17 protein-coding genes are annotated in these 11,369 nt (G+C 70.6%); 11 read left to right on the forward strand and 6 right to left on the reverse strand.

Annotation, left to right across the window (positions count from 1 at the left end; genetic code table 11):
• Positions 1-20 precede the first annotated feature (20 nt).
• The 8 genes from ADL03_RS34685 to ADL03_RS34720 are packed head-to-tail and all read left to right on the forward strand — an operon-like array spanning position 21 to position 6,539.
• The gene (locus tag ADL03_RS34685; protein WP_030472080.1) at positions 21-179 is read left to right on the forward strand and encodes a hypothetical protein; all 159 of its coding nucleotides are present in this window, start codon (positions 21-23) and stop codon (positions 177-179) included.
• Complete coding sequence (locus ADL03_RS34690) at positions 176-871, forward strand: phosphoadenylyl-sulfate reductase (RefSeq protein WP_053737817.1); 696 nt, start codon at positions 176-178, stop codon at positions 869-871. The genes ADL03_RS34685 and ADL03_RS34690 overlap by 4 nt, the downstream gene beginning before the upstream one ends.
• Positions 853-1,779, forward strand: coding sequence for a sulfate adenylyltransferase subunit CysD (gene cysD / locus ADL03_RS34695; protein ID WP_197288901.1), 927 nt, complete (start codon positions 853-855; stop codon positions 1,777-1,779). The genes ADL03_RS34690 and cysD overlap by 19 nt, the downstream gene beginning before the upstream one ends.
• Positions 1,780-3,123 carry a sulfate adenylyltransferase subunit 1 gene (locus tag ADL03_RS34700; protein ID WP_053737819.1) on the forward strand — a complete coding sequence of 448 codons (1,344 nt, stop codon included), beginning with the start codon at positions 1,780-1,782 and terminating at the stop codon, positions 3,121-3,123.
• 14 nt (positions 3,124-3,137) lie between these two features.
• The gene (locus tag ADL03_RS34705) at positions 3,138-4,187 is read left to right on the forward strand and encodes an ABC transporter substrate-binding protein (RefSeq protein ID WP_053737820.1); all 1,050 of its coding nucleotides are present in this window, start codon (positions 3,138-3,140) and stop codon (positions 4,185-4,187) included.
• Between the two features lie 21 nt (positions 4,188-4,208).
• Complete coding sequence (locus ADL03_RS34710) at positions 4,209-4,985, forward strand: ABC transporter ATP-binding protein (protein ID WP_053737821.1); 777 nt, start codon at positions 4,209-4,211, stop codon at positions 4,983-4,985.
• Complete coding sequence (locus tag ADL03_RS34715; RefSeq protein ID WP_082373714.1) at positions 4,969-5,841, forward strand: ABC transporter permease; 873 nt, start codon at positions 4,969-4,971, stop codon at positions 5,839-5,841. The genes ADL03_RS34710 and ADL03_RS34715 overlap by 17 nt, the downstream gene beginning before the upstream one ends.
• Positions 5,838-6,539, forward strand: coding sequence for a sirohydrochlorin chelatase (locus ADL03_RS34720; protein ID WP_053737823.1), 702 nt, complete (start codon positions 5,838-5,840; stop codon positions 6,537-6,539). The genes ADL03_RS34715 and ADL03_RS34720 overlap by 4 nt, the downstream gene beginning before the upstream one ends.
• A gap of 19 nt (positions 6,540-6,558) precedes the next feature.
• Here the strand turns inward: ADL03_RS34720 and ADL03_RS34725 are convergent, their stop codons facing one another.
• Positions 6,559-7,041, reverse strand: coding sequence for a nuclear transport factor 2 family protein (locus ADL03_RS34725; RefSeq protein WP_053737824.1), 483 nt, complete (start codon positions 7,039-7,041; stop codon positions 6,559-6,561).
• Positions 7,042-7,227: 186 nt separating this feature from the next.
• Here ADL03_RS34725 and ADL03_RS34730 point away from each other — a divergent pair, with 186 nt between their 5' ends.
• Positions 7,228-7,839: a hypothetical protein gene (locus tag ADL03_RS34730; RefSeq protein ID WP_053737825.1), complete on the forward strand. Its 612-nt coding sequence runs from the start codon at positions 7,228-7,230 to the stop codon at positions 7,837-7,839.
• A 30-nt stretch (positions 7,840-7,869) separates the two neighbouring features.
• Here ADL03_RS34730 and ADL03_RS34735 read toward each other — a convergent pair whose 3' ends face one another.
• A complete protein-coding gene (locus ADL03_RS34735) occupies positions 7,870-8,067 on the reverse strand; it encodes a hypothetical protein (RefSeq protein WP_053737826.1) in 198 nt (65 codons plus the stop codon).
• On the opposite strand from ADL03_RS34735, the gene ADL03_RS34740 reads away from it, so the two are divergent.
• The gene (locus ADL03_RS34740) at positions 8,066-8,842 is read left to right on the forward strand and encodes an enoyl-CoA hydratase family protein (protein ID WP_053737827.1); all 777 of its coding nucleotides are present in this window, start codon (positions 8,066-8,068) and stop codon (positions 8,840-8,842) included. The two genes, ADL03_RS34735 and ADL03_RS34740, sit on opposite strands and share 2 nt — an antisense overlap.
• Positions 8,843-8,849: 7 nt before the next feature.
• On the opposite strand, the gene ADL03_RS34745 is transcribed toward ADL03_RS34740, so the two are convergent.
• Genes ADL03_RS34745 through ADL03_RS34760 form a run of 4 tightly spaced genes read right to left on the reverse strand, consistent with a single transcriptional unit; the run spans position 8,850 to position 10,234 of the window.
• The gene (locus ADL03_RS34745; protein ID WP_157529572.1) at positions 8,850-9,266 is read right to left on the reverse strand and encodes a DUF2690 domain-containing protein; all 417 of its coding nucleotides are present in this window, start codon (positions 9,264-9,266) and stop codon (positions 8,850-8,852) included.
• Positions 9,267-9,309: 43 nt separating this feature from the next.
• On the reverse strand, positions 9,310-9,573 hold the full coding sequence (locus ADL03_RS34750; protein ID WP_053737829.1) for a barstar family protein: 264 nt from the start codon (positions 9,571-9,573) through the stop codon (positions 9,310-9,312).
• Positions 9,570-10,028, reverse strand: coding sequence for a ribonuclease domain-containing protein (locus ADL03_RS34755; RefSeq protein ID WP_053737830.1), 459 nt, complete (start codon positions 10,026-10,028; stop codon positions 9,570-9,572). The genes ADL03_RS34750 and ADL03_RS34755 overlap by 4 nt, the downstream gene beginning before the upstream one ends.
• A complete protein-coding gene (locus ADL03_RS34760; RefSeq protein ID WP_053737831.1) occupies positions 10,025-10,234 on the reverse strand; it encodes a hypothetical protein in 210 nt (69 codons plus the stop codon). The genes ADL03_RS34755 and ADL03_RS34760 overlap by 4 nt, the downstream gene beginning before the upstream one ends.
• A 70-nt stretch (positions 10,235-10,304) precedes the next feature.
• Here ADL03_RS34760 and ADL03_RS34765 point away from each other — a divergent pair, with 70 nt between their 5' ends.
• The gene (locus tag ADL03_RS34765; RefSeq protein ID WP_053737871.1) at positions 10,305-11,273 is read left to right on the forward strand and encodes a quinone oxidoreductase; all 969 of its coding nucleotides are present in this window, start codon (positions 10,305-10,307) and stop codon (positions 11,271-11,273) included.
• Positions 11,274-11,369 lie beyond the last annotated feature (96 nt).

An 11,369-nucleotide genomic window follows, 5' to 3' on the forward strand; every position in this document is an offset into this window, starting at 1 on the left:
GTGTCTCAGCGGAGGCTGCGATGAGTGAACGCGCGACGCCGTTCTACTGCCCCTACTGCGGCGACGAGGACCTGCGCCCGCAGGAGGAGCCCAGCTACGCGTGGCTGTGCACCGGCTGCCGCCGGGTCTTCAAGGTCTCGTTCGTCGGTCTCAACCTGCCGCAGGAGGTGAAGAAGTGAGCGATCTCAAGGAAGACCTCAGGATCGTCGCTGAAGCCGCTCAGGAGGAGCTGGCCGGCGCCACGGCGATCGAGGCGCTGGAGTGGACCGCGCGGACGTTCGGCGACAGCTACATCGTCGCGTCGAACATGCAGGACGCCGTGCTGATCGACCTCGCCGCTCAGGTGAAGCCGGACTTCGACGTGTTGTTCCTCCAGACCGGGTACCACTTCCCGGAGACCATCGGCGTGCGCGACGCGGTCGGGGTCGTCTACCCGGAGGTCCGCATCGTGAACGCCGAGGCCGAGCAGTCGGTGGAGGACCAGGAACGCGAGTTCGGCCTGCTACACCGGACGGATCCGGCCAGGTGCTGCGACCTGCGCAAGGTCGTGCCGCTGCGGCGTGAGCTCGCGAAGTACGACGCGTGGGTCACCGGTGTGCGCCGGGTGGACGCGCCGACGCGGGCGAACACGCCGATCGTGCAGTGGGACGAGCGCAACGGCCTGGTGAAGGTCAACCCGATCGCGCCGTGGTCCGACGACGAGTTCAACGCCTACATCCGCGAGAAGGGCATCCTCGAGAACCTGTTGGTGCAGGAGGGGTATCCCTCGATCGGCTGCCTGCCGTGCACCGCGAAGCCGTTGCCGGGGCAGGACGCCCGCAGCGGCCGCTGGGCGGGTCAGGCCAAGACGGAATGCGGGTTGCACGGATGACGGTCACGACTCCTGGAGCACTGGACACCCTGGGACGCCTCGAATCCGAGGCGATCCACATCTTCCGCGAGGTCGCGGGCGAGTTCGACCGGCCGGTGATCCTCTTCTCCGGCGGCAAGGACTCGACGCTGCTGCTGCACCTCGCGATCAAGGCGTTCTACCCGGCGCCGGTGCCGTTCCCGCTGCTGCACGTCGACACCGGGCACAACTTCGACGAGGTCATCGAGTTCCGCGACCGGGTGGTGGCACGGCACGGGCTGCGCCTGGAGGTCGCGAAGGTCCAGGACTGGATCGACGACGGCCGCCTCGAAGAACGCCCGGACGGCACGCGCAACCCGCTGCAGACCGTGCCGCTGCTGGACTCCATCACGCAGCACAGGTTCGACGCGGTGTTCGGCGGCGGCCGCCGCGACGAGGAACGCGCCCGTGCCAAGGAGCGGATCTTCAGCCTGCGCACCGCGTTCGGCCAGTGGGACCCGAAGCGCCAGCGGCCCGAGCTGTGGAACCTGTACAACGGCCGGCACCGCGCCGGTGAGCACGTCCGGGTGTTCCCGCTGTCGAACTGGACCGAGCTCGACGTGTGGAACTACATCGAGCGCGAGGGCATCGAGCTGCCGGACATCTACTACTCGCACGAGCGCGAAGTGTTCCTGCGCGACGGCATGTGGCTCGCCGAGGGCCCGTGGGGCACCGCGCGCGAGGGCGAGACGCTGGTGCGCAAGACGGTCCGCTACCGCACGGTCGGCGACGGCTCCTGCACCGGTGCCGTCGAGTCCGACGCCGCCGACATCCACGCGGTGATCGCCGAGGTCGCCGCCTCCAGGTTGACCGAGCGCGGCGCCACGCGGGCCGACGACCGGATGTCCGAGGCCGCCATGGAAGACCGCAAGCGGGAGGGGTACTTCTAGATGAGCGACCTGTTGAGGCTGGCCACCGCGGGCAGCGTGGACGACGGCAAGTCCACGCTCGTGGGCAGGCTGCTCTACGACACCAAGTCGGTGCTGGCGGACACGCTCGACGCCGTGCACCGCGCGAGCGCCGACCGCGGTCTCGCAGCGCCGGACCTGTCGCTGCTGGTCGACGGCCTGCGCTCGGAACGCGAGCAGGGCATCACGATCGACGTGGCGTACCGGTACTTCGCGACGCCGAAGCGGTCGTTCGTGCTCGCCGACACCCCCGGCCACGTGCAGTACACCCGCAACACCGTCACCGGCGCCTCCACGGCGCAGCTCGCGGTCCTGCTGGTCGACGCGCGCAAGGGCGTCATCGAGCAGACCCGGCGCCACGCGGCCGTTCTCGCGCTGCTGGGTGTGCCGCGCCTGGTGCTGGCGGTCAACAAGATCGACCTCGTGGACTACGACGAGGTGACGTTCTCCCGCATCGCCAAGGAGTTCACCGCGCACGCGACCGCCCTCGGCTACACCGAGGACGCCGTGGTCGAGATCCCGGTGTCGGCGCTGGCCGGTGACAACGTCGTGGAGAAGTCCGCGAACACGCCGTGGTACTCCGGCCCGACGCTGCTGGAGCACCTGGAGAACGTGCCGGTCGAGCCCGACCCCCATGACGCGCCGTTCCGCTTCCCCGTGCAGTACGTGATCCGCCCGCGCACGCCCGAGTACCTCGACTACCGCGGTTACGCCGGTCTGGTCGCGGCCGGCACGGTCAAGCCGGGCGACGAGGTCGTGGTGCTGCCGTCGGGCCGTCGCTCGACGGTCACGAGGATCGACACGGCGGACGGCGAACTGGCGGAGGCGGCGGCCGGCCAGTCCGTGACGTTGCTGCTGGCCGACGACATCGACATCTCTCGCGGCGACCTGATCGCGGTGGCGGGCAACGAGCCCAAGGTCACCGACGAGCTGGACGCCACGCTGTGCTGGCTCGCGGAGAAGCCGCTGCGCGCCGGTGCCCGAGTCCTCGTCAAGCACGGCACGCGCACCGTGCAGGCGGTGGTCACCCAACTGCGCGACCGCTTCGACGAGCAGAACCTGTCCAGTGTGGACAGCCCCAGCTCGTTGGAGCTGAACGAGATCGGCCGCGTGGCGCTGCGCCTCGCGGAGGAAGTACCGCTGGACGACTACAGCTTCAGCCGGCGCACCGGGTCCTTCCTGGTGATCGACGCGAGTGACGGTTCCACGCTCGCCGCCGGACTGGTCGGGGCTCCGCTGCCGCTGCTCGAGAACGGCGTGGAGAGCTGTACCGGGGGTAGCGCGGCTACCCCTGACAACCACGCCCTCGTCTCCCCCGGTCCCTGAAAGGCCACATCCCCGTGAACCTCAAGCCCGCCGTCGCCATCGCACTCGTCGCACTGACAGCACTGTCCGGTTGCAGCCGCCGCGCCGCCGAGGAACCGGCCGCCGCCCAGTCCCAGGGCGCAGCCACCGAGGTCCGCCTCGGGTACTTCCCGAACGTGACCCACGCCGCCGCGCTGATCGGCGTCGAGAAGGGCCTGTTCGCCAAGGAGCTCGGCAGCACCAAGCTCACCACGCAGACGTTCAACGCGGGTCCCGACGAGGTCAACGCGTTGCTCGGCGAGTCGCTCGACATCGCCTACATCGGGTCCGGCCCGGCGATCAACGCCTACGCGAAGTCCAAGGGCGAGGCGGTGAAGCTCATCGCGGGTGCGACCTCGGGTGGCGCGCAGCTCGTCGTGAAGCCCGAGATCAACTCGATCGAGGACCTCAAGGGCAAGGTCGTCGCCACGCCGCAGCTCGCGAACACGCAGGACGTGTCGCTCAAGAAGTACCTGGCGGAGAAGAACCTCACCGGCCAGGTCACCGTGCAGAACGTCGAGAACGCGGCCTCGCTCGACCTGTTCAAGAAGGGCGACATCCAGGCCGCGTGGTCGCCGCAGCCGTGGTCGGCGCGCCTGGTCGCCGAGGCGGGCGCGAAGGTGCTGCTGGACGAGAAGACGCTGTGGGAGGGCGGGGCCTTCCCGACGACCGTGGTCATCGTGCGGACCAAGTTCCTGCAGGAGCACCCCGAGACCGTCGAGGCCGTCCTGAAGGGCCACGTCGCGGCCATCGACTGGGCGAAGGCCAACAAGGACGAGGCCAAGAAGACGGCCAACGCCGCGCTGGAGAAGCTCACGTCCAAGAAGCTCGGCGACAAGATCCTCGACGCCGCGTGGGAGAACATCGAGCTCACGACCGACGCGCAGGCCAAGCACTTCCCGCAGCTCGCGAAGGACGCCGTGACGGCGGGCGTGGCCAAGGAGGCCGCGAACGTCGCCGGGTACGCCGACTTCACGCTGCTGAACAAGGTTCTTCAGGCACAGGGCAAGCCGCAGGTGCAAGCAGCCGGACTGGACCGGAAGTAACGCTCCGAGGGGACCACGGACATGACCGCCACGCTCGAGACCACTTTTCAGTCCACTGTGGATACAGCCGTCGAACTGACCGGCGTCCGCAAGGTGTTCGGCCACGGCAGCTCGGCCGTGGTGGCGCTCGACGGCGTCGACCTCAGGGTCAAGCCGGGTGAGTTCGTGTGCCTGCTCGGTGCTTCCGGCTGCGGCAAGAGCACGCTGCTCAACATCGTCGCCGGCCTGGACGGCGCGACGTCGGGTGAGCTGCGGCTCAACACGTCGCGCCCGGCCGTGATGTTCCAGGAGCCCGCGCTCATGCCGTGGCTCACCGCGATCCGCAACGTCGAGCTGGCGCTGCGGTTCGCGGGTGTCGGCCGGTTGGCGCGCAAGCGCCGTGCGCTGGAGCTGCTGGAGCTGGTGCGGCTCGGCGACGTCGCCGACAAGCGGCCGCACGAGCTGTCCGGTGGCATGCGCCAGCGCGTGGCACTGGCCCGCGCGCTGGCCTCCACCACCGTCTCCGCGGACGGCGCGCCCGCCCTGCTGCTGATGGACGAGCCGTTCGCGGCGCTGGACGCCATCACGCGTGACGTGCTGCAGAGCGAGCTGCTGCGCGTGTGGGAGACCACGAACACCGCGATCATCTTCGTCACGCACGACGTCCGCGAGGCGGTGCGGCTCGGCCAGCGGGTCGTGCTGCTGTCCTCACGTCCCGGTCGCGTGGTGCGCGAGTGGGACGTGACCGACTCGCGCGACGAGGCCCTCGACGAGATCAACACGCATCTGCGAGAGGTCATCAGTGGCCACGCCTCCTGACACGCTCGACAAGGTCGGCGCCGGTCTCGACGCGCTGGACGTGCCCGTCGAGGCCTACCGGCCGCCGTTGTGGCGCCGGTTCCTGAAGACGGGCGTGCCGCCGATCATCGCGTTCGCGCTGCTGCTCGGCGTGTGGCAGGCGCTGTGGGCCTCGGCGGTCCTGCCGGAGTTCCAGCTGCCCGCGCCGGTGGACGTGTGGGACGAGCTGGTGCGTTCGGTCGGCTCGGGCGAGGCGTTCGGCATCCTGTGGACCTCGTTGCACCGCGCGGTGCTCGGGTTCGTCGCGGCGGTGCTGATCGCGACGCCGCTGGGGTTGCTGGTCGCCAAGGTCAGGGTGGTGCGCGCGGCGATCGGGTCGTTGCTGACCGGTCTGCAGTCGCTGCCCTCGGTGGCCTGGGTGCCCGCGGCGATCCTGTGGTTCGGCGTGACGCCGTCGACGATCTACTTCGTCGTGCTCATGGGCTCGGTGCCGTCGATCGCGAACGGCCTGGTGGCGGGCATCGACCAGATCCCGCCACTGCTGCCCCGGGTCGGACGTGCCCTGGGCGCGGGCCGGCTGGCGTCGGCGCGGCACATCCTGCTGCCCGCGGCACTGCCCGGCTACCTGGCGGGCCTCAAGCAGGGCTGGGCGTTCTCGTGGCGGTCGCTGATGGCCGCGGAGATCATCGCGACCTCGCCGCAGCTCGGCACCGGCCTGGGTCAGTACCTGCACAACGGCTCGTCGCTCAACGACATCGACATGGTGATCGCGGCGATCTTCCTGATCCTGCTGGTGGGCATCGGGATCGAGCTGCTGCTGTTCCGCCCGCTGGAGCGCGCGGTGCTGCGGGCACGCGGCCTGACCGGGGCGCTGTGACCGCGCTCGTCGCCGTCGCGCACGGCAGCCGTGACCCCCGCTCGGCCGCGTCGATCCACGCGCTGCTGGACGTCGTGCGGTGGTTGCGGCCGGAGCTGGACGTGCGCGGGGCGTTCCTGGACCTGTGCGCGCCACGGCTGAACGACGTCCTGCGCGGCCCCTCGGTCGTGGTGCCGCTGTTGCTGGGCAAGGCCTTCCACGCACGGGTGGACGTGCCGGCCGCGGTGGCCGAGTCCCGCGTGCCCGCCGTCGTGGCGGACGTGCTCGGCCCGGACCCGCGCCTGGAGTCCGCGGCACTGCGGCGGCTGTCCGAGGCCGGCGTGTCGTTCGACGACCGCTCCCTGGGCGTGGTCCTGGCCGGCGCCGGCTCGTCACACGCACCGGCCAACGAGGCCGTGGCCCGCGTCGCCCGGCGCTGGGCCCGCGAGTCGGGCTGGGCGGGGGTGGAGGCGGCGTTCGCATCGATGGCCACCCCGACCGTGCCGGAAGCCGTGGCCCGGTTGAAGGCCCGCGGCGCCGAACGGATCGCCGTCGCGTCGTGGTTCCTCGCGCCGGGGCGGTTGCCGGACAAGGTCGCCTCGCTGGCCGGGGATGCCGTGGTGGCAGGGCCGTTGGGTGACGACGTGGAGGTCGCGCAGCTGGTGCTGGACCGGTACGACGAGGCGCTGGCCCGGCAGACGGTGGCGCGCTCGGCCTGAGCCGCGCCACCGGGTGGGCTCACCCGGCTGGTTGCGGCAGGCCCGGCAGCGGGCCGAGGTCGAACGGCCGGGTCACGGTCCGGCGCGAGATCCGCCACTCGCCGTCGTGCCGCCGGTACCGGTCGAGGTAGGTCCCGCCCCCGGTGATCCAGCCGTCGCCGGTCCGCACGTGGACGATGACGTCGCTGCGGCCGGTCGCGGTGCCTTCCGACGTGATGCCTTCCGGCGCGGTGCCGAGGTCCACGACGTGGTTGACGGTGCCGTGCTGCATCACCGGGAACGCTTGCCACTGGCGTTGCACGGCCGCGCAGATGGCGTCGATCCCGCTGTGCTCGTGGTCGAGGCCGCCGGTGTCCCACACGGCGTCCGGCGTCCACACGGCACGCCACAGGTCCAGGTCGCGGTGGTCCGCCGCGACGCAGTACCGGTACGCGAGCCGGTGCAACGCCAGCTCGGCCTCGACCCGTTCCAGCCTGGCGCTGAGATCACGCATGTCGCTCATGCCCGCCACTGTCGCGGCTTTCGTGTTGCGGGACGTGACACTTCCGGCCGCCGCCACGAGATCGAACCCACAGCGCCGTTCGGGCGATGTGCACCCCGAACCGTTGACGTGAAACCTACTCATGAGTAGTCAAGTGATTGCCCCGCGTGCTGGAAATGCCCCTCGACCACTCAACGGGGAGAGGCCATGAAGCTAGCCGGAATCGCTTCGCTGCTACTGGTACCGATGCTGATGTTCGCCACCGACGCGTCAGCAGCTCCGCAGACCATCACCTTCAAGCTCCGGGCCAGTGCCGTCGGGCAGACGGCGGACTTCACGCTCGACCAGGGGCTCGACGCCTCGGCGCCGTCGGCGGTCGCACCGAACGGCACGCTCACGGTCACCATCGACCCGGCGCTCAACAAGGTTCCGTCCGAGGCGGCCGGGCGGCAGGTGCGGGAGATCAGGGGGCTCGCGCTCCGGCTGCCGGTGCCGGCCAACTCGGCGTTCCGGTCCGCGAAGCTGTCCGGTGGCTCCGGGCTGGGTGGCACTCCGTCGATCGCCTTGCAGGGCAACGATGTCGTGCTCAGCGTGCCCGGCCCGATCAAGGGCGGCGCCGACTTCGAGCTGCCGGTCGTCACGATCACCCTGCAGGCCGGCGGTTCCGGCACCGTCACCACGAGGCTGGGCGGCACGAGCTACGACGCGCCCGGACTGACGTTCACCGCCGTCATCTCGGTCATCGGGTTCCCGGTCAACGCCCCCGCGAAGGGCTACCCGGACCCCAGCCCCGTCCTCACGAGCACCACGATCGGCTGACCCTCGGCGATGCCCACCCCCTGCCGGGCATCAGAGGTGAGCCGCGGTCGTCGTGCGCAGGTCTCCGGCGAGACCTGCGCACCGACGCGGTTCGCCCGTGCCGGGCGGCACGCAGTCGGCTCCCCGAACGCTGCGGGCGTGTTCGTCCTGCTCGTGGCCGTGCTCCCGGTCCGCGAAGCCGTCCGCCGGCGTCGTCGTCGACGGACCGGCGGCTAAGGTCAGCGCCATGGCAGACGAGCTGGTCCACTACGAGGTGCGGCGTGGCATCGCGACGATCACGCTGGACTCCCCCCACAACCGCAACGCCCTGTCCGCGCAGCTGCGCCGGGAGCTCCGCGAGCACCTGACGGCGGCCGCCGACGACGACGGGGTGCGTGTGGTCGTGCTGACCCACACGGGCACCGTGTTCTGCTCCGGCATGGACCTCAAGGAGGCCGCCGGTGCGAGCGCCGGCGACCAGGGCGTCAACGAGTTCCCCGCGATCCTCGAACAGCTCTGGACCAGCCCGAAGCCGGTCGTCGCCGCACTGAAGGGTCCGGCCCGCGCCGGTGGCGTCGGCATCGTCGCGGCCTGCGACATCGCGGTCGCGGCACGTGAGGCGACGTTCGCGTTCAGCGAGGTCCGCATCGGCGTCGTGCCCGCGGTGATCTCGGTGACCGTGCTGCCCCGCCTGCTCCCGCGCGCCGCGCACGAGCTGTTCCTCACCGGCGAGACCTTCGACGCGCAGCGCGCCGTGGAGATCGGCCTGCTCAACTCGGCGGTGCCCGTCGACGGCGTCGACGCCGAGGTCCGCCGCTACACCGACATGCTCGCCCTCGGCGCACCGAACGCGCTCGCGGCGACCAAGCGGATGCTCCAGCAGGAACGCTCCACGGACCTCGGCGAGGTGTTCGCGGACATGCTCAAGCTCTCCGCGCGGCACTTCGGCGGCCCCGAGGGCCAGGAGGGCATCACGGCGTTCAAGGAGAAGCGCAAGCCGTCCTGGGTGCCCGCCGAGGACTGAGCCGGCGTCAGAACCAGCCGGTGCACTCGATCACGCCCCGTGACGAGCCGCACGCACGCATGACGCGCCCGTCGTTCTTGAACGCCTCGGTGTACTTGGCCGAGCCCGAGTCGATCCGCGTGTACCCGAGGAAACCCTCGTGCGACTGGGACGAGGGTTCCCTGCGGTCGGTCCAGATCTCCTCGCCGGGCGTGCCGGACGAGATGCGTCCCCACGCGCAGTGCGACCGGTTCGACGCGCGCAGCTCGACCACGCGGCCGGTCTGCGTGGTCACGGGGTTGTCGCCGTCGCTCGTGTCGAACGGCGTGAACGCCTCCTCCTGCGAGCAACCGGGGTCGCCGGCGAACGAGACGGCCGGGCAGAAGACGGCCGCAGCCGTGACGACCATGAGCGCATAGCCCATGCGGCGGAATTGCGTTTCCATAGGCCCGCACTGTCCACTCCGGACAGCGAATGCGCAGCCCGTGTCACCGTTCTGTGCGAATCACCCGCAGCGTCCGGTCACCTGATCCGGCGTTCCGCCTGGCGGCGTCGCGCAGCACGTCCGCCACCGACGGGTCCAGGTCGGCGGGCACGACCAGCACGTACTTCCCCGCCGGCAACCAGGAGAGGTCGGTCAGGCTGTCGTAGAGGGCGTCGAGGTTCTGCCCGAACCAGGAAGGGAACGACAACGCCTCGGCGATGGCACGGATCGCCGCTTTCTTCTCCGAAACGAGAATGTGCCGTTTCACTTCTTCACGTCCACGACGACGAACGTGGCGTAGTGGTCGCCGGTGTAGAAGACCTCACGCGCGCTGCCGGTCACGAGCCGCCGCGCGCCGCGGTCGGGACTGCCCGGCGTCGGCACGGTGTACTCCTTGTAGTACCCGGACTTCTGCTGCGGGAGCCGCTTTTCGCGGTTCTCGAACGTCACGCCGTCGTTCTTCGGGTACGGCATCGGGCTCTCGGAGCCGATCAGCTTGTACGTCTTCGCGGCCTCGGGCGGCAGCGCCGACAGCGGCTTGACCTCCAGGCCCGACTTCGCGCCCGGCACCTCCGCGGGCGTGCTGACCGCACTGCTCGCGGTGCTGGTGGCGGGGCTGCTCTGCGGTTGCGGCTCCGAGGCGCCGTCGCGCACGAACCAGCCGACCAGGACCAGCAGGACCAGGCCGACGAGTGCGACGGTGAGGCGGCGGCCGGGGCTCACACCGGCACCTTCTCGGGCTCCGGGTCGGACTCGGGTGCCGGCGACGCCGGGTTCTTCGCCCCCAGGTCCGCGACCCGGTCGACCAGCCGCGCCACGCCCAGGCACAGCGGCAGCACCACGACCATCACGATGGGGAACTGCACCGCGACGGGCAGCTGCACGAGCCACAGCTCGACCCCGTCCCACCACTGCCAAAGCCAGTCCACGCACCCGAGCCTAGTCCCGTGACCCGCGTCACGACGTCCGGCCGGTGCGCGGCTGGGTATGTTGCGGACCATGTTCGCCGTTTACGCAGCAGAACCCAGTCCCGAGAACCCGCTGGCCTCGCTCCGCGTCGGCGAGCGCCCCGACCCCGAGGTGCCCGCCGGGTGGGTGCGGGTCGCGGTCAAGGCAGCGAGCCTCAACATGCACGACCTGTGGACGTTGCGCGGGGTCGGCATCAAGCCCGACCAGTTCCCGATGATCCTGGGCTGCGACGGCGCGGGCGTCCTCGACGACGGCACCGAGGTGGTGCTGCACTCCGTCATCGGCGACCCGGACTGGTCGGGTGAGGAGACGCTCGACCCGAAGCGCACCCTGCTCACCGAGAAGCACCAGGGCACGTTCGCCGACTACGTGGTGGTCCCGGCCCGCAACGCGCTGCCCAAGCCGGCCGGGCTGTCGTTCGCCGAGGCCGCGTGCATGGGCACGGCGTGGCTGACCGCGTACCGGATGCTGTTCGTGAAGTCCGGCCTGCGCCCCGGCCAGACGATGCTCGTGCAGGGCGCGTCGGGCGGTGTGTCGACGGCCCTGATCCAGCTCGGCCGTGCCGCCGGGTTCCGCGTGTGGGTCACCGGCCGCACCGAGGAGAAGCGCGCGCTGGCCACCTCGCTCGGTGCCCACGACACGTTCTCCTCGGGCGCCCGCCTGCCGGAACGGGTCGACGCGGTGTTCGAGACCGTCGGCAAGGCCACCTGGTCGCACTCGATGAAGGCGCTCAAGCCCGGCGGCATCGTCGTGATCTCCGGCGCCACGTCCGGCGACGCGAGCGCCGCCGAGCTGCAGCGGCTGTTCTTCCTGCAGCTGCGCGTGGTCGGCTCGACCATGGGCACGCGCGAGGAGCTCGGCGACCTGATCCGGTTCTGCGCCCTGAACGACCTCAGGCCGCAGATCGGCTCCGAGCTGCGGTTCGAGGACGCCGAGCAGGGCCTGAGGGCGATGCTGGACGGCGAGACCGCGGGAAAGATCGTGTTCACCCGCCCGTAAACAGCACATCAAGCCAAAAATCGGTCCCTTGATTGGTGGGTTCGGACAAACCGCGTGACAGTGGGCACGCATAGGTTCGCCCGGACCCACCACCAA

Origin of the sequence: Nocardia sp. NRRL S-836 (assembly GCF_001279525.1) — a bacterium.
Taxonomy (GTDB): domain Bacteria; phylum Actinomycetota; class Actinomycetes; order Mycobacteriales; family Pseudonocardiaceae; genus Lentzea.

What these genes read in the sequence shown, in the direction of transcription:
- ADL03_RS34685 (WP_030472080.1), top strand. Translation starts at nt 21, where the DNA reads ATGAGTGAACGCGCGACGCCGTTCTACTGCCCCTACTGCGGCGACGAG.
- cysD (WP_197288901.1), top strand. Translation starts at nt 853, where the DNA reads ATGCGGGTTGCACGGATGACGGTCACGACTCCTGGAGCACTGGACACC.
- ADL03_RS34700 (WP_053737819.1), top strand. Translation starts at nt 1,780, where the DNA reads ATGAGCGACCTGTTGAGGCTGGCCACCGCGGGCAGCGTGGACGACGGC.
- ADL03_RS34710 (WP_053737821.1), top strand. Translation starts at nt 4,209, where the DNA reads ATGACCGCCACGCTCGAGACCACTTTTCAGTCCACTGTGGATACAGCC.
- ADL03_RS34725 (WP_053737824.1), bottom strand. Translation starts at nt 7,041, where the DNA reads ATGAGCGACATGCGTGATCTCAGCGCCAGGCTGGAACGGGTCGAGGCC.
- ADL03_RS34730 (WP_053737825.1), top strand. Translation starts at nt 7,228, where the DNA reads ATGAAGCTAGCCGGAATCGCTTCGCTGCTACTGGTACCGATGCTGATG.
- ADL03_RS34740 (WP_053737827.1), top strand. Translation starts at nt 8,066, where the DNA reads ATGGCAGACGAGCTGGTCCACTACGAGGTGCGGCGTGGCATCGCGACG.
- ADL03_RS34735 (WP_053737826.1), bottom strand. Translation starts at nt 8,067, where the DNA reads ATGGCGCTGACCTTAGCCGCCGGTCCGTCGACGACGACGCCGGCGGAC.
- ADL03_RS34745 (WP_157529572.1), bottom strand. Translation starts at nt 9,266, where the DNA reads ATGGAAACGCAATTCCGCCGCATGGGCTATGCGCTCATGGTCGTCACG.
- ADL03_RS34765 (WP_053737871.1), top strand. Translation starts at nt 10,305, where the DNA reads ATGTTCGCCGTTTACGCAGCAGAACCCAGTCCCGAGAACCCGCTGGCC.